We start from the raw sequence: 15,686 nt of genomic DNA on the forward strand, positions 1-15,686 counted from the left end.
GTTAAACTTCTAGACCGGCAATAATCCGGATAATCGTGAGCGCCTCATGCGCTGCGCAAATCTGCACACGTGGTGCGAGGAGTGCAAGACCTTGAGTCACGTCGCTCTTGCCATCGCCACAGAGGTAAAAATGTTTTGAAATCTTGCGCGTCTTGATGGAATTTGCATCGTCCGTGCCCGCCATTCCAGAGGCGGCAACGAGATACTTTTGCGGATACTTTTCAAGCACAGCGTTTACAAGCATCGATTTTGCTTCGGGATTGTCGAACGCTTCGCATACAACGTCTGCATTAGCCACGAACTTGTCTATGTTTTCTTCCGTGATTCTTTCGTCGTATGCTTCAAGCTCGACGTACGGCGCAATTTCTTTCAAGTTCTCGACGAGAGCTAACGCCTTAGGCTCTCCGACTTGAGAGGCCTTGTACTGCTGGCGCTGCAAGTTCGTCACGTCAATACGGTCAAAATCCACGAGAATGAGTTTCTTGATGCCCGCGCGAGCGAGATTGATGGCGACGTTAGAGCCTAGTCCACCAACGCCACAAATTGCAACTGTGGTCTGTTCAAGTTTCTGAACGATTTGTTCGCCCTGCTTTTGTACGAGTGCGCGTCGGAACTCTTCCCTGCTCGGGATTCGAACGCTTTCCATCACCCGCCTCCAACAAAGTTCACAACTTCGACGACGTCCCCCGCTTCGAGAACAACCTCAGCATACTTCGCCTTTGGGACGATTTCCAAATTGCGTTCAACGGCGATGCGCTTTGTATCGTAATTTGCGGACGCCAAATATTCGGCAATGGTCATGCCTGCCGCTGCGACGTCTTCACCGTTGATTTTGACTGGATTTGAGTTCAATGGAACCTCCCTACGTTGGCATTATCCAAATCAGGTTCGGTCGAAGTTTTCAACTTCCTCTCAGCCCGTTTTACGAGCTCCCGTAGACAGGATAAAGTTAACTATTGAAGGGGTATTTGGCAAGTAAGAATAAGGCATTCTGCCTTGACTGGATGCTTCTATTTTAATCAGAAAAAGTACTTCATGCGGGCGGGGCCCCAGCTCAGAGTTGCGAAGGCCGCACGGGCCCCTCCCTGCACCCTCCCCATCCTTGGCCGACGCTTTTACAATCAATACGATTTCTTGACAATTTGATTTTGAAATAAATTCTCGCTTTTAATATTTTAAAATCCTAAAAGCAAAAATGCCCCGCGGAGCGGAGCATTTTTAGAGACTTTAGAGAAGTAGAATTACTTTTCTTCTGCAAATTTCTTAGAGGCGGCCTTGACCTTCGGATCGTTCTGAGCGTCCTTGATCTTCTGCTTGATACCATCTTCGATGGACTTTTTGAGCTTTGCGGCAAGATTGGGGAAACGATCTTCCAGGGAATCACTAAAGACAGCCGGCTTCTTTGCAGCAGCAGGAGCACCACCCTTGCGCTTGCCGTTGAACGGACGCTTTTTCTTGGACGGAGCCTTCTTTACTTGAGATTTTTCTTGGGATTTTGTTTCCTGAGGCTTAACTTCTTCTGTGGATTTGACTTCTGCTTCTTCTGCCATATATATACCTCTTGGAAAATTGTTTATGTTGACGGGCGCAAAGATAGTAAAAAACTATGAAATTGCAAGTGAACACGATATGGTCCTTAGTTATTAGTCAGTAGTCGTTAGCCAAATAGCCGTACCTTTTGAGGCATCATCAACTATTGATCAATGACTATTGACTAGGTTCTAGATTCAATCCAATGCGCGAGGACGGTGATGTCGGCGGGGCGCACTCCAGGCACTCGGCTTGCCTGCCCAAGCGTAAGCGGCTTGTGGGCGTTGAGGCGCTGGCGGCTTTCAATGCTGATGGCCGTAATGGACATGTAATCGAAGTCCGGCGAAAGCTTGACCTTTTCCATCTTCTTCTGGTCGTCGATTTCGCGTTCCTGGCGGTCGAAGAATCCGGCATAGAGTTCTTCGGCGTACATGTACCACTGGTCACGGCGCGTGATTTTAGCGTCCGGTGCGGCCACTTTAAAGAACGTTTCGGGATCGATTCCAGGACGGCGGAGCACATTAATCCAGCGAGTGCGTTCCGAGGCGAGTGCCTGACCGCCCGCTTCAAGAATCGTGTTTGCTTCTTCCGGCGTTGCAGAAGTTTCCGTAAATTGAGTTTTGAGGCTTGCCATGAGGTCGCGACGGCGAGTCCAGTCTTCCCAATCGCGGTCGCTGATCATGCCAATCTTGCGGGCCTTTTCCTTAAGGCGCATTTCGGCATTGTCGCTGCGGAGGAACAGACGGTATTCGGCACGGCTAGTGAACATGCGGTACGGTTCATCAAGCAAAATATTCACGAGGTCATCGACCATCACACCAAGATAGCTTTCGGAACGCCCGAGAATGAAGGGTTCCTCGCCCTTGACCTTGAGTGCAGCGTTGATGCCTGCCATAAGGCCCTGACCGGCGGCTTCTTCGTAACCGCTTGTTCCGCAGACCTGGCCTGCAAAGTAGAGTCCCGGGACGTTCTTGCATTCGAACGTCGGGTAAAGCTGAGTCGCATCGACGGAATCGTATTCTACAGCGTAACCGATCTGGAGTACTTTCGCTCGGGTAAGGCCCGGAATTGTGTGGATGGCGGCAAGCTGGATGTCTGCTGGCAAGCTCGAGCTGAAACCGTTGATGTACACACGCCCGATGTCAGCCTGTTCCGGTTCGAGGAACAGCTGGTGCCCGTCGCGGTCGCCAAAACGGTTGATCTTGTCTTCAATACTCGGACAGTAGCGCGGGCCCTTGCCGTGGATACGGCCGCTGAACATCGGGCTATCCTTGAAGCCGCTGCGCAAAATATCATGTGTCTTGATGTTCGTGCGCGTAATCCAGCAGACGCAATCGTTGCGGATAAACTTGTTAATTTGGTCACCCCAGAACTTGTCGGGAGTTGCCCCGTCAAAATGGCGGTCGCTCATCGGCCACGGCTTATCGTCGCCATGCTGCACATCGCATTCGTTAAAGTCGATAGAATCCGGATCCAAGCGGCTCGGCGTGCCTGTTTTTAAGCGGCGCAAGCGGATGCCGTTTTTCGCAAGGCATTCCGAAAGTTTGTCTGCACTCGGCTCGCCCACTCGCCCACCGATGCTCGTTTCAAGGCCAGTGAACATCTTGGAGGCAAGGAACGTTCCGCTCGTCACCACAATCGCACGAGTGATATAGCGGTCGCCGTTTAAAAGCGTGAGTTCCAAGCGGCCATCGTTCATGCGTTCAAACGAAGCGAGTTCGCCTTGGATCAGCGTAAGTCCCGTCAAGCTTTCCATCGTCTCGCGGGCGACTTCGCTGTAATACTTCATGTCGCACTGCGCACGCGGACCCCAGACGGCGGGACCCTTGCTCATGTTGAGCATGCGGAACTGGATGCCCGCCTTGTCGGTCAAAAGACCCATGAGGCCGCCAAGAGCATCGATATCGCGAACAATTTGACCTTTTGCAACGCCACCAACAGCCGGATTGCAAGACATTCTGCCGATGGCTTTCAAATCCATCGTAAGCATGGCTGTTTTTACACCAATCTTCCATGCGGCATGCGTGGCTTCAATACCGGCGTGACCGCCACCGACGACGACAACATCAAATTCTGCGATAATCATGCGCCAAATTTAAAAAATATGAATCAATACGGCTATAGAAAAAACGCATCCCGAGAGGGATGCGTTTTCATAAAAGAAAGGGCGATTACTTCTTGGCCTTAGCCTTGGCGGGCTTGGCTTCAACCTTAGCCTCTGGAGCCTTGGCGGCATCGTCGGCCTGCTTGACTTCGATCTTCCATTCGACATTCTTGCCGTTGAGAAGTTCTGCGATTTCCTTCTTCAGGTCTTCCTTTTCCTTTTCGAAAGCGGCATACTGCTTGTATGTGCCATCAGGATTCACGAGATAGACCTTCGGAACGTAGCCATCGCTATAGAGTTCACCGAACTGGCGGGATTCATCCCAGACGACATTGACGTTTTCATCGAACTTGGCATCATCGATAAAGCGACGAATGCCCGACTTGTTGTTTCCACCACTAGCGATAGAAACTGTCGTAAGGCCCTTCGGGGCAAATTCCTTTGCAATTTCGAGAATCTGCGGAGCGGCGTGTGCGCAGTGACCGCAGGTTGCTGAGAAATAGAACACCAAAAGCGGCTTGCCAGCAAAGCCCGTCAAATCTTCAGCCTTGACTGTAATGCCAGAAGCCTTCACCTTGAAGTTCATCTTGGCAGGCATGCCGTTTGCAAGCGTATCGCCACGAAGAGAAGCGACTTCGGCCTTGAGCTTTTCTTCTTCGGCCTGCTGCTTCTTGACCATTTCGTCACGGATCGTTTTCATCTTTTCGGTGTAGCGGTTACCAACTGCCTTAAGAGAATCTTCCGAGAGAGTCAACGTGAAAGTCGTATCGCGAACTTTCTTGCCGGCATCGCGAACGCCAAGGACGAAGTAGTCCGGATCAAAGTCCGTCTGGAACTGACGGCCAATGCTATAGAACTGGTTTCCGAACTGGACGCCGATGACATAGGAGAACTTCTGCTGTTCCGAAGGATCCTGCGGAAGCTTGACGTCTGTGTATTTGACTTCGGGAGCAGCTGTAACCGGCTGTGCTTTTTCAAGAGAATCGACATAAGCGCGAATTTGAGCTTCGTCCATCCCCTTTGTTACGCTTGTATCGGGGCGAGTGCTTATATAGCGCTCTTGCATCGTCATCTGGATACGCTTGTTGATGATGCCCAGAGAATCCTGCGGAATCTGAAGCTTTGCCGTAGAGTCGTTTATATTTGCAATTGCGTCACGGAATGCCTGAACCACGACATCTTCATCAATTCCCTGTCCCGTGCGCATCGGAAGATTCAAAAAGTTCTGAAGACCAAACTGGGCACCAAGCATATAGGCAAACTTCTGGTCATCTGTAGAATTAGGCGTAATATTGGCAACCTTAGTAACCGGTTTCTGTGTTTCGCCACAAGCTACCAAAGCAAGGGCTGCAGCACCAAGAGCAATCTTTTTAAGTTTCATTTTTAAAGACTCCTTAAAGTCAAAAACATTAGGGATATATACATCCCAAATTTTACCCGATAATATACATTTTTTTAACGAAGTGAATCGCGGACAAAACCATTTTTAGGCATTCCTTCGATCACCTTAAACGTACTTGAACCAATTACAGCACCATCTTTATATGCCGTTTCTACACGATAGGTTCCCTCAGGAATATTTTTCTTTCGGGAAAAGCTTCGGTATCCAGCATCCCGCCCCCCTCGGATAATCATCCGGCTTGATGAAATCTTGTCGGTCAGTTTGAAAGTCTGAGTGGCAGGAATCAGATAATACCACCGAAATTCAATCGGGGCTTTAAGTTCCGCTGGGGCATAGACAGATGACATAAAGTAAATTTCTTCGCCTTCTTCTTTATGTATTGTCATTTGTGCAAAACCATTACGTTGCCAGAAATTAAGTTTATCCGCATCACAGGAATATGTTTCGTTGTCAAAATTTTTGCAGACAATTTGCTGTTTCAAAACGAGCGGTACAGGAGCAATCCAGTTTGCCACATATGCGATTGAAAGAACTAGCGTAATGGCAATGGGAGCAACAAGGGTGCGTTTATCACGTGAAAATTTAAGCCAAAGCAAATAACAAATTCCAATGGACAAGAATGTACTTAAAAAGAACCATAAAGCACCCATCGCATGAACCAAGTGCGGAATCAGAAAATTAAAGAACATCGTCCCTAGCAAACAAAAGAACGCTAGACATACACCAAATTTTTCATACTTCTCTTTCAAGAACTCATTGCCGACAAGGAGGGATACAAGGAACAACACAATAATGAACGAAGCTATGGAACCCGAACTTTTGAAATAGCAAATGACAAGGGCGCTATAGAGATTGCCAAAACAGAATTGCACAATCCAGGTCAATCGGTCAATCCAAGATGAAGGCCATTCACGATTCAAAATTTTGCTGAAAAAAGATGGGGTGTCGTCTTCGCAATTTTCATCATCGATAACGAGCCTTGTCGCAATGAAATATATCGAGAGTAAAGCAAGCAAATAATAGAACGACAAAAATATCAAGTCGCTCCCATAGACCTTGCTCCCGATGGTCATCGAATCCCAGCTGAAACCGCCCAAAAAAGCAATCGCCGGAATGAACTTTTCAAGTTTTTGAACTGCGGCTTTTTCGCGCAAATGGTTTATAAAATCCATGACCGAAAAATACAAAATTATAGGAAAATCCGCCATAGAGGGCTATACATTACATGCAGGTTCCTATATGCAACGCATGTAACAAAAAAAGAAAATCAAAAAAAACACACATTGCAATCAAAAACAAGTTAAATTATAAATGTTATTACCAAAGGAGAAATTTATGAAGAAATTGGTTTTATTGCTTTTATGGTTATCTTCTTTGACATTTGCAGAAACATTTACCATTCACATTCTTATTCCCAATGACAGTTGTTGGATAAAATCAGGAGCTGGATTAGTAATTAATAACGATGGATTCTTACAAGCCATGCAAAAAGACGATTATTATCCGGGTTGGTATTCGTACAGTTGGGACAATGCTAATTTGCCAGATTCTGTTCTATTTTACTGCAATGATGATAAGACTTTGGAACACCCCATTGGTTTAAGTGAAATTGGAGATGGTACATTAGAATCTTTTGAAATAAAGCTTTTTATTAAATTTTTTAAACTCGAAAGTTCAAAAAACAATTCGTTGTATTACGTTCCCGATATAGAATTCTATAGAAATGATTTGGAATCATATGTCGATTGTAATATAACAGATATAGACATTCGTTCAGTCTGCTACTACAAAAAAAGGTATACAGATCTCCATCCGCCTTATGAGCCACCGATCAAGGAACCACAATTAGATATTTATTTTAGCATAGTAAACTCATTGGGGGATACGATCCAAACCGAAACACAAGTCACTTGTGATACAAATAAAATTGTCAGCTACTGCGGTGGAGAAAATATAGCCATACGAAGCAACAAATTGCCAATGGGAGAATACCAAGTCATTTTAAAAATTATTTCAGAAGGAAAAGAAATGCATTATGTAGCAAACATCATTTCTGAAAATCCAATGGGACTAAAAAAAACAAATCCAGAAGCATCTAAAGCTTATGTAACGACAACCGAAAACAACATTCGAATTTTCAGTCCACAGCCCAAAGCGTACGCCATTATCAATCCCATGGGGCGAATAGTCCAAAAAGGAAGTGTCAAGGGGTCAACGAATATCATCATGTCGCCAGGCTCCTATTGGGTAAAGCTTGGTTCAGAGACTCTCCGAGTACAAGTATTCAATTAGTTTTGATTTGGAGAGCGCTTGTCCGGTGATGGCTTTTTAGCTACATTTACGCCGTAAAAAATTTAAAAAGGCAAAAACAATGAAACTCTCCAAGTATTTTTACGTCACGCTCCGCGAAACGCCGAGCGATGCCACCATGCCCTCCCACATCTTCCTCATGCGCGGCGGTTACATCAAGCCTGTTTCTACCGGTATCTATTCCATGATGCCGATGGGTTTCCGCGTTATCCAGAAGATCGTGAACATCATCCGCGAAGAAATGAACAAGATTGGCGGTATCGAAGTGGACCTGCCGGTGGTGCAGACCGCTGAACTCTGGAGCGAATCTGGCCGTTACCAGGCCATTGGCGAAGAACTCCTCCGCTTCAAGGACCGCAACAACCACAACATGGTGCTCGCCATGACGCACGAAGAAGCCATGACCGACCTCGTGCGCTACGTGCTCAACAGCTACAAGCAGCTCCCGGTGATGCTCTACCAGTTCAAGACCAAGTACCGTGACGAAGCCCGTGCCCGCGGCGGTCTTATCCGCGTTCGCGAATTCTTGATGAAGGATGCTTACAGTTTCCACACCAGCCAGGAAGACCTCGACCGTCACTACCAGGAAGAATACGATGCCTACCTCCGCATCTATCGTCGCGTGGGCATTGAACCGGTGGTGGTACAGAGCGATACGGGTATCATGGGTGGTAAGGTTGCTCACGAATTCATGCTCGACACTCCGAACGGCGAAGACTACCTGATTCTCTGCAAGAAGTGCGGCTACCAGGCCAACCGCGAAATCGCTAAGTTCCAGCGCGTTCCGTTCAAGGGCGACGAAAATGCAGCTCTCGAAAAGGTCGAAACTCCGCACTGCGCAAGCATCGAAGATCTCACCAAGTTCCTGAACGTTCCGGCTGAATCGACCGCCAAGTGCGTGTTCTTCGACTTCGAAGGCAAGCTCATCACGGTCGTTGTTCCGGGGAACCTCGACGTTTCCGAAATCAAGCTCCACAACCTGCTGAAGGCCAAGGAACTCTATCCGGCCGAAGACAGCCTGATTAAGGCTTGCGGCATGGTTCCGGGCTTTGCCTCTCCGATCAATTCTCACGACACGCGCATCATCGTCGATGAAGCGATTGCCGATTCCTTCGACCTCGTCACCGGCGCAAACGAAGAGGGCTTCCACTTCAAGCATTGCAACCCGAAGCGCGACTTCCCGAAGTTCGAAGTGGCCGACATTGCAGAAGCTTCCGAAGTCTGCAAGTGCCCCTGCTGCGGCGAACTCCTCACAGAAACTCGCGGCATCGAAATGGGCAATATCTTCAAGCTTGGCACCAAGTTCTCTGAATCCATGGGCGCCAAGTTCCTCACTGCTGAAAAGACGACCGCACCGGCCATCATGGGCTGCTACGGCATCGGCGTGGGCCGCTTGATGGCTTCCGTCGTCGAAAACAGCCACGATGACTTCGGCCCGATCTGGCCCAAGTCCATCGCTCCGTTCCAGGTGGAAATCGTCCCGATCGGCAAGGAAGCCGAACTCATGGAACTCGCCGAGAAGTTCGAAAAGGAACTCGAAGCCGCCGGCATCGACGTGCTCGTGGACGACCGCGACGAACGTCCGGGCGTGAAGTTCAAGGACGCCGACCTGTGGGGTTCTCCGGTGCGTATCGCCATCGGCAAGAAGGGCCTTGCGAATGGTGAAGTTGAATGGAAGTTCCGCAACGAAAAGCAGTTCACCATGGTCAAGGTCGAAGACGTCATCGCCAAAGCCAAGGCTTATTTCGCTGAGTAAGACGAAAGAACGCCCGCATTAGCGGGCTACAGACGAGAGACGAAAGCGTGTACAGATGTCATGCCGCACTCTGTTGCGGCATCGCCATTTCAACACAGACTTTTAAATTGCAAGCCTGCTTTACGAGCAGGCTTTTTTCTTTGCCCGATTTCCCCTTCCATGTAAAATTGATTATCTTATTAAGGTATGACGAACTCTATAGACTGGTCTGTGGGCTGGTGCTATGTATGCACCGTGCTCTTGCTTTTATTGATTGTCACCATTTTGCTGTTGCTCGACTACTGGAAGAGGCAAAGGCTTTATACGCTTTTTGCGGGCAACCTCGGTGAGTTCATCGTCGTACTTTCCGACAAGTTTGAATTTATCAGTTCGCTTCCGCAGTTCATGTCGGACCCGCTCTTTGACAACTTGAGCAAGGACCGCCTGTTTCGAGATATTCTGCCGCCCAAAGACTGGGCTCGTCTCAAACTTTACATTGACGATATCGACAAGCACCCCGAAATGCCGTTTATGTTCTCGTACAAGCGCGACGACGGCACCATGCTCTGGTTCGAAATGCGATGCCAGCACCAGCGTCTTTCGATGGACGAATCTCGTTACATCTGCTTGATCAAGAATATCTCGAACACCGTCGAAAACCAGCACCGTCTAGACGAAGCCGAAACAAAGCTGAAATCGCTCTTGCGTAACACAGGCGACTTCCTGTGGAAATTCGATTTCGAAAGCCGCCAGCTCTTTTTGCTTACACCGATGATGGACGACGACTACCGCGACGTGCCTCGCTCTGGCGGTGTTGTCGATATTGAATCGCTCATGCCTGAAGACGACTTCAAGTTGCTCGAACGCGTGATGAATGAATGCATGATGAAAGCCGGTGGCGAAGCCGCCTATGACGACAAAGGCCACTTGCTCGATGAACAGAGCCAGCTCAATCGCCTCGCCAATGAAAACGCACGTTTCGGAACGCTCAAGATTCGTTGCTGGAACAGCGAAAAGAACCTCGTGTGGTACGACTTCCGTGGGCACCTCGCCCCCGATGACGAAGACCGCATTGTGATGATGGGTTCTGCCCGCCGTGTTGAAACATCCCCAGAAATTCCGTTCCTCATGAAGAGCGGTGTTGAAGAATCTCTGATAAATTCACTTTTCAATTTCCCGAACATCGGTATTTTCTGGGTGGATCGCAACTTCACCATTCTCGGATGCAACAACGCCTTCGCCACAGATTCAGGCTTTGCCAAAACGGACGAAGTCGTCAATCAATCTTTGAAAGATGTCATCTCCGTCAAGTACCTCCCCTATTACGATTCCATGATCAAGGACGTGTTTGATAACGGCTCGCCCAAAAGCTGGAAGGGCAAATTTGACGATAGCGATCTGATTTGCGCCATCAACGTAGTGCCGATGCTCAAGTCGCTCCTCAAGTCCGGCTATACCGTGAGCCGCGTACTATGCGTCTACATGCGAATCTCGGGATAAGCACGGCGACTATCGCCAGAGCCGCCTCTATCGACCTAAATAATATAATCGACCATTAAAGAAAATTGATACGCTTTATACGTATAATTTCGGCTAAAGCTTGCTTCTATGCCAATTGTTTTTGCTTCTACAGGTATAGACAAGTATCCGCCACCACCAAATTCATAGAAATAGAAACTGGATGGCCAATTTGCAGGAAAGCCGCCACCATGTTCCGTATATGCAGCAACTGTACGAGAGAAATGCTGCGTCAACCCCACTTTCATTCCATTATTCAATTCAATTTGTTCAATCAAGCTCACTCCAAAACCTTTATTTTCCGCATAGTAATCATAATCTTCATCGTCTTTTCCCTCAAAAAGAGCCAATAAAGGAAATATATTCGACCAAACCATAGTTCCAAAATGATCGGATGCAAAACCAATATAGCCATAGGGATAAGTCATCTGTAATCCGAATCCATACGCAAAATAACCATATCTTGAGCCTCCTTGAACATTCAAATTAAAATTCCATTCCTTGCGGATTTCATAAGGAGTTTCTTTAATAACGTCTCCAGTTTTTTCAGCATTTACTGTAGTTAATCCAGTAATACTAACACCTCCTAAAACCGAAGATTTTGGAGCAGCGGAATTTTGTAAATCCGATTGCTTTGGGGATGTCATGAAAATAACTGCGGAAGGGGGACGCGTCGCGCACCCCACAAGATAAATAAAGCAAAAAAGCAACAATACATTTTTCACGTTCAACTTATTGAACATAATAATATTCTCCACGAAAATATAAGACGAGCGCTTCATGAAAAGTTCGAATCAAAAAAAATGGGATTCTAAGAACATGTTTCATAATGATATAATTTACAAAATCGTCCGCATAAAATATGGCTACATGCGAATCTCAGGATAAGCAAATAAAATCACAATCCCAAAAGATTTAAGGTAAACGCAAAGTGGTTTGCCTTGTTGTCAATGTCGTAACTGTACCTAAATTCAGCACCCCAATGCAACTTAAAACCGGTCTTATACATAAGATAAGTGCCGCCACCAAACTCGAAATAATCAATTGTAACGCCAAAAAATTCGCCACAGTCACCATTATCTTCTTTGCAACCAACATGACTCTTGGAACGGGATGCAAATTGAAATAAGCCTACATGCAATTTTCCCGTTGGCGAAATCTGCTCCATTACATTTATACCACCGGCGGCAAACGATCCCCACCCCATCACACCAAAATGGTCAAAAGCAACACCTAACGAGACAAAAGGCGTGAAAAACTGGAAGCCGCCTCCAATTTCAAAATGATCTATAAAATGATAAACCGGGACAGAGACATCTATTACGCCCTCATCCTTGAGTCCATAAACGTGATTACCGACTGTATCTTTTTTCGATTCGTTCGAATTTGAAGCGAAAGCCCGCATCCCCGTTACCGATAACCCAAGCACAGTTTTAGACGAATCATTTACACTCTGGTAGGCTTCCATAAACGCGCCCGCAGAAAGCGGTCGCATCGAACAGCCTACCAACAGTAACAAGGCGAAAGTCCACAAAAGAAGTTTTAACAAGTTTATCATCTCACTTCTTAATATAAACAAATCCTCCAAGATGACAACAAAAAACACCAGCCTCGTGAGAGACTGGCGCTTTTGAAAGTTAAAGGAGATTCCCGCTTTCGCGGGAATGACATCCGAGTGAGATTATCCTAAAACAACCTCAACCTTGTGCACACCCTTCGTAAAGATCGGAGCGACGTTGGAATCGATTTCCTGACCGTCAACAACCATCTTTGCGACGCCCTTGCAGACGTGATCCGGGTTCTTCACAGTGATCTGGTAAGTTGCACCACGGAACTTACGGGTAGCTTCGAAGCCATTCCATGCGCTCGGGATGCAAGGATCGACAACGAGACCGTTGAAGCTTGCGCGGATACCGAGGATGAACTGCGTTGCAGCCTGGTAAGTCCAAGTAGAAGTACCGGAGAGCCATGCGTTACGGCCCATACCGAACTGCTTGTGTTCGTCACCGAGGATGTTCTGCGGATAGCAGTACGGTTCAGATTCGAACACGTCGAGGATGCCGTTCTTGGAAGCCGGGTTGATCTGGTTGTAGTACTGGAATGCGTTGTCGCCACGGCCGAGGATCGTTTCGGCAATCATCACCCACGGGTTCGTGTGGAGGAAGATACCGCCGTTTTCCTTTGCTCCAGGAGGATAGGTGGAGATGCCACCGACAGCCGGTTCAAAGCCACGGTAACCCGGAGTAGAGCTCTTCACACCGTACTTGGTGTTGAGGAGCTTGTTCAAGCTGTCCATGCCCTGCACTGCGCGGTCGCCGAAAGCGATGCCAGCGATGACCGGCCAAGACTGGCCGTTGCAGTAAATCTTGCCGTACTTGGCAGAGGAAACGCCGTAGCCGTTGCCGTCCTTGTCGAACCAACGAGTCCACCACTTGCCGTCCCAAGCGCTGTCGTTGAATGCCTTCTTGACATCTTCATACCAGCCCTTGTACATTTCAACGGCTTCCTTGTCGCCGAGAGCTTCTTCAATGCCCATCATTTCGAGCAAAGCCTTTGCGTACAAAGCAGTGTTGAACGTAGATTCTGCACCGAGCGGGAGGTTCATGCAGTCGTTCCAGTCGGCAAAGCCAAGGAGCGGGAGGTTGTGCTGACCGAGGTGTTCGCGAGTGAACTTGAGAGCGCGCTTCAAGTGTTCGAGGACCGTGCCAGTCGGACGTTCAGCATGCTTCTTGCCTGCAACGTAGAATGGAATTTCTTCGTTGAGGAGGTCCATCTTGCCGGTTTCCTTGAGGTAGGTAGCGACTGTGAGGACGATCCAGAGGTGGTCATCGCCGTACCAGTCGGCATACATCGGATTGCCGTTAGCGTCGAGAACGCCAGCCTTTTCGCGGGAGTCACCGGCGTTAGCTTCGTTACCCGTGTCTTCAGCAAGGGCGAGCGGAGCGTACTGGTGCATAGCGTTACCTTCCGGACGCTGCACGGAGATGAGGTTCTTGGTGAGAACGAGAGCTTCTTCAGGCATGTGGCTCATGACGCCCATAAGGTCCTGAGTAGAGTCACGGTAACCGATACCGCGGCTGGTGCCGTAGCCCAACTGATAGAGGGACAGGTAGCGGCTCCAGTTCTTAGTGGTGTGGCACTGACGCGGGTTGTGTACGTTCACCATCGTGTTGAAGGAAGCATCCGGGGTCTTGACCTGGATCGTGGAGAGGTAGTTTTCCCAGAACTTTGCGAGTTCTTCGAAAGCCTTGTCCACGTTCTTGAGATCGCGGTACTTCTTGATAGCCTTGGCTGCAACCTTGAGGCTCTGTTCCTGACCGAGCTGGGTGCAGGTACGGAAAGTCTTCTTGGCTGCGATCTTGCCAGCGTGGATCATGAGAGCAGCAATGTTGTCGCCACGGTCGCATTCGCTGTTAGCAAGTTCCTTGTTCTGGAGGCTGAGCGGATTTGCCCAGGAACCCATTTCGTTCTGGCCGAGGAATACGCGGCGGTCACCATCGAAGGAACCAACCTTGCAGTCAGCAGTAACGTAGTTCACGGCGTAGTCACGCTTCATGTAAGCGTACTGTTCCAAAACGACGTGGCCGTCCTTTTCCCAGTGGCCCTTGAGGGTCATGGTCTGCGGAACCCAGTCGGCGTTCGTGAGCTGCTTTTCAGCTTCGAAGTGGCTGAATTCATAAACCGGGATGATGTCCACTTCCTTGGAACCACCGGCGATGTTCGTCACCTGGATGTCCTGGAGGAGAGTGTTGGAGCCCGTCGGGACGAAAATCGTGACCTGAACGCGGAGACCGAAAGCTTCGGCAATCCAACGCATGTAGGAAAGACCCACGTGGCATTCCCACTTGTCCATCTTGGTCAAAGTCGGAACGTAGAACGGGGAGAAAATCTTGTAGCTCTTGCCATCCTTGATACGGATGTAGATAGTGCTGGCCTTGAAGTCAGAGCACGGCATCTGTGCAATGTACTTGGTGATACGGTTGAGAGCCGGGTCGCCTTTGCAAACGAGAGTGCCGCCGGTCGTATCGACGATACCGCCGAAGTTAAGAGTACCGACGTAGTTGCACCACTTGATCGGGGTTGCCGGGGTGGTGAGCACGTATTCTTTTGCAGCGTCATCAAAGTAGCCATACTTCGGGGCAGCGGCCTTAGCGGTCTTTGCCGGGGCCTTCTTTGCAGCGCTCTTCTTCACTGTTTTTGTAGCCATTGTATCTCCGTTAGAGAGGGGGTTAGTTAAATTCGGAAGTAGGAATTCGGAATTAGGAATTTGTAACTCAAAATTCAGAATTATCCTTTAAACTTTTGCGGGGTAAATTTAGAAATAGTAGGAAGTAGGAAGTAAGAAGTAGGAAGCGAAAAGACGAAAAAACTGTCTACTTCCTACCGTCTACTGTCTACTAAAAAACTACTCATCAAACTTTTCGAAATCGCGGTTACCGAAATTGATGTAGAAGTATCCGCCGAGTTTCTTGCTGCGGACCGGGTCGCGCAAAATGCCGATGGCGGCACGCACGTACTTGAGTTCCACAAGGATGTGGTCACGGCTCATGCAGTTGAGGAACGGGCCTTCGGGATAAAGGGTCGGGCGCGGTTCTTCGGCAATCATCTTTTCGAGATTTTCGATTTCCTGAACCAGTCTACGTTCATGCACCTCGAGCGTTCGGATAACTTCCTTGTTGTCGGCACCGTAGAGGAATGCAAAACCAAGCGTACGCGGATCGTCGTTAAAGCCCGTCAAATGCTTGAGGACTTCCTTGCGAAGAACTTCCTTGCCCTTATCGGTGATGTTGAACACCATGCGTTCCGGGCGGTTTCCATCGCGTTCGGAATGACCTACGATGCATTCGTTCTTTTCGAGCGTAATCAGCCTGTTATAGACTGTAGACGTGCTAATCTTAGCCCAGCGGTCGAGTTCCCTATCACGAATTTCCGTGATGATGTCGTAACCACTGCGCTCATGTTCCAGAATGAGGCCGAGCAATACTAGATCGTAACGGTTCATTTAAATTCCTTGATTTTGCTACTATTCCAAGTTGGAATAATTGACTTAATAGAAAACTACATTTTTTTCAAAAAAAAGATTGTTT

At 48.3% G+C, this 15,686-nt stretch carries 13 protein-coding genes and 1 riboswitch; of the genes, 3 read left to right on the forward strand and 10 right to left on the reverse strand.

Features of this window, described 5'->3' with window-relative positions:
- Position 1 precedes the first annotated feature (1 nt).
- The 6 genes from thiF to B7990_RS04165 all read right to left on the reverse strand — a co-directional run bounded on the left by thiF (position 2) and on the right by B7990_RS04165 (position 6,244).
- On the reverse strand, positions 2–646 hold the full coding sequence (gene thiF, locus B7990_RS04140; protein WP_088639745.1) for a thiamine biosynthesis protein ThiF: 645 nt from the start codon (positions 644–646) through the stop codon (positions 2–4).
- Entirely contained in the window at positions 646–852 is a 207-nt protein-coding gene (gene thiS, locus B7990_RS04145; protein WP_088639943.1) for a sulfur carrier protein ThiS, read from the reverse strand. The genes thiF and thiS overlap by 1 nt, the downstream gene beginning before the upstream one ends.
- Positions 843–946, reverse strand: a riboswitch (TPP riboswitch). Its footprint overlaps the gene before it by 10 nt.
- Positions 947–1,241: 295 nt before the next feature.
- Positions 1,242–1,550 (reverse strand): hypothetical protein, encoded by a 309-nt coding sequence (locus B7990_RS04150; protein ID WP_088639746.1) that lies wholly within the window; start codon positions 1,548–1,550, stop codon positions 1,242–1,244.
- A gap of 164 nt (positions 1,551–1,714) precedes the next feature.
- Positions 1,715–3,616: a tRNA uridine-5-carboxymethylaminomethyl(34) synthesis enzyme MnmG gene (gene mnmG / locus B7990_RS04155; RefSeq protein WP_088639747.1), complete on the reverse strand. Its 1,902-nt coding sequence runs from the start codon at positions 3,614–3,616 to the stop codon at positions 1,715–1,717.
- An 85-nt stretch (positions 3,617–3,701) separates the two neighbouring features.
- On the reverse strand, positions 3,702–5,015 hold the full coding sequence (locus B7990_RS04160; protein WP_088639748.1) for an FKBP-type peptidyl-prolyl cis-trans isomerase N-terminal domain-containing protein: 1,314 nt from the start codon (positions 5,013–5,015) through the stop codon (positions 3,702–3,704).
- Between the two features lie 74 nt (positions 5,016–5,089).
- On the reverse strand, positions 5,090–6,244 hold the full coding sequence (locus tag B7990_RS04165; protein WP_254917313.1) for a DUF2914 domain-containing protein: 1,155 nt from the start codon (positions 6,242–6,244) through the stop codon (positions 5,090–5,092).
- A gap of 127 nt (positions 6,245–6,371) precedes the next feature.
- On the opposite strand from B7990_RS04165, the gene B7990_RS04170 reads away from it, so the two are divergent.
- The 3 genes from B7990_RS04170 to B7990_RS04180 all read left to right on the forward strand — a co-directional run bounded on the left by B7990_RS04170 (position 6,372) and on the right by B7990_RS04180 (position 10,581).
- A complete protein-coding gene (locus B7990_RS04170) occupies positions 6,372–7,328 on the forward strand; it encodes a hypothetical protein (RefSeq protein WP_088639749.1) in 957 nt (318 codons plus the stop codon).
- Between the two features lie 79 nt (positions 7,329–7,407).
- Positions 7,408–9,102, forward strand: coding sequence for a proline--tRNA ligase (locus tag B7990_RS04175; RefSeq protein WP_088639750.1), 1,695 nt, complete (start codon positions 7,408–7,410; stop codon positions 9,100–9,102).
- A 186-nt stretch (positions 9,103–9,288) separates the two neighbouring features.
- A complete protein-coding gene (locus tag B7990_RS04180) occupies positions 9,289–10,581 on the forward strand; it encodes a PAS domain-containing protein (RefSeq protein ID WP_088639751.1) in 1,293 nt (430 codons plus the stop codon).
- Positions 10,582–10,616: 35 nt separating this feature from the next.
- On the opposite strand, the gene B7990_RS04185 is transcribed toward B7990_RS04180, so the two are convergent.
- The 4 genes from B7990_RS04185 to B7990_RS04200 all read right to left on the reverse strand — a co-directional run bounded on the left by B7990_RS04185 (position 10,617) and on the right by B7990_RS04200 (position 15,601).
- Positions 10,617–11,342, reverse strand: coding sequence for a hypothetical protein (locus B7990_RS04185; RefSeq protein ID WP_141099209.1), 726 nt, complete (start codon positions 11,340–11,342; stop codon positions 10,617–10,619).
- A 155-nt stretch (positions 11,343–11,497) separates the two neighbouring features.
- On the reverse strand, positions 11,498–12,067 hold the full coding sequence (locus B7990_RS04190; RefSeq protein WP_254917314.1) for a hypothetical protein: 570 nt from the start codon (positions 12,065–12,067) through the stop codon (positions 11,498–11,500).
- 213 nt (positions 12,068–12,280) lie between these two features.
- Positions 12,281–14,806, reverse strand: a complete 2,526-nt coding sequence (locus B7990_RS04195; protein WP_088639753.1) for a glycosyl transferase — start codon at positions 14,804–14,806, stop codon at positions 12,281–12,283.
- Between the two features lie 198 nt (positions 14,807–15,004).
- Positions 15,005–15,601: a PadR family transcriptional regulator gene (locus B7990_RS04200; RefSeq protein WP_088639754.1), complete on the reverse strand. Its 597-nt coding sequence runs from the start codon at positions 15,599–15,601 to the stop codon at positions 15,005–15,007.
- Positions 15,602–15,686: the final 85 nt, after the last annotated feature.

Source organism: Fibrobacter sp. UWB4 (assembly GCF_002210345.1).
In the GTDB taxonomy this organism is placed as follows: domain Bacteria; phylum Fibrobacterota; class Fibrobacteria; order Fibrobacterales; family Fibrobacteraceae; genus Fibrobacter.

What these genes read in the sequence shown, in the direction of transcription:
- thiF (WP_088639745.1), bottom strand. Translation starts at nt 646, where the DNA reads ATGGAAAGCGTTCGAATCCCGAGCAGGGAAGAGTTCCGACGCGCACTC.
- B7990_RS04150 (WP_088639746.1), bottom strand. Translation starts at nt 1,550, where the DNA reads ATGGCAGAAGAAGCAGAAGTCAAATCCACAGAAGAAGTTAAGCCTCAG.
- mnmG (WP_088639747.1), bottom strand. Translation starts at nt 3,616, where the DNA reads ATGATTATCGCAGAATTTGATGTTGTCGTCGTCGGTGGCGGTCACGCC.
- B7990_RS04160 (WP_088639748.1), bottom strand. Translation starts at nt 5,015, where the DNA reads ATGAAACTTAAAAAGATTGCTCTTGGTGCTGCAGCCCTTGCTTTGGTA.
- B7990_RS04165 (WP_254917313.1), bottom strand. Translation starts at nt 6,244, where the DNA reads ATGGCGGATTTTCCTATAATTTTGTATTTTTCGGTCATGGATTTTATA.
- B7990_RS04170 (WP_088639749.1), top strand. Translation starts at nt 6,372, where the DNA reads ATGAAGAAATTGGTTTTATTGCTTTTATGGTTATCTTCTTTGACATTT.
- B7990_RS04175 (WP_088639750.1), top strand. Translation starts at nt 7,408, where the DNA reads ATGAAACTCTCCAAGTATTTTTACGTCACGCTCCGCGAAACGCCGAGC.
- B7990_RS04180 (WP_088639751.1), top strand. Translation starts at nt 9,289, where the DNA reads ATGACGAACTCTATAGACTGGTCTGTGGGCTGGTGCTATGTATGCACC.
- B7990_RS04185 (WP_141099209.1), bottom strand. Translation starts at nt 11,342, where the DNA reads ATGTTCAATAAGTTGAACGTGAAAAATGTATTGTTGCTTTTTTGCTTT.
- B7990_RS04190 (WP_254917314.1), bottom strand. Translation starts at nt 12,067, where the DNA reads ATGGAAGCCTACCAGAGTGTAAATGATTCGTCTAAAACTGTGCTTGGG.
- B7990_RS04195 (WP_088639753.1), bottom strand. Translation starts at nt 14,806, where the DNA reads ATGGCTACAAAAACAGTGAAGAAGAGCGCTGCAAAGAAGGCCCCGGCA.
- B7990_RS04200 (WP_088639754.1), bottom strand. Translation starts at nt 15,601, where the DNA reads ATGAACCGTTACGATCTAGTATTGCTCGGCCTCATTCTGGAACATGAG.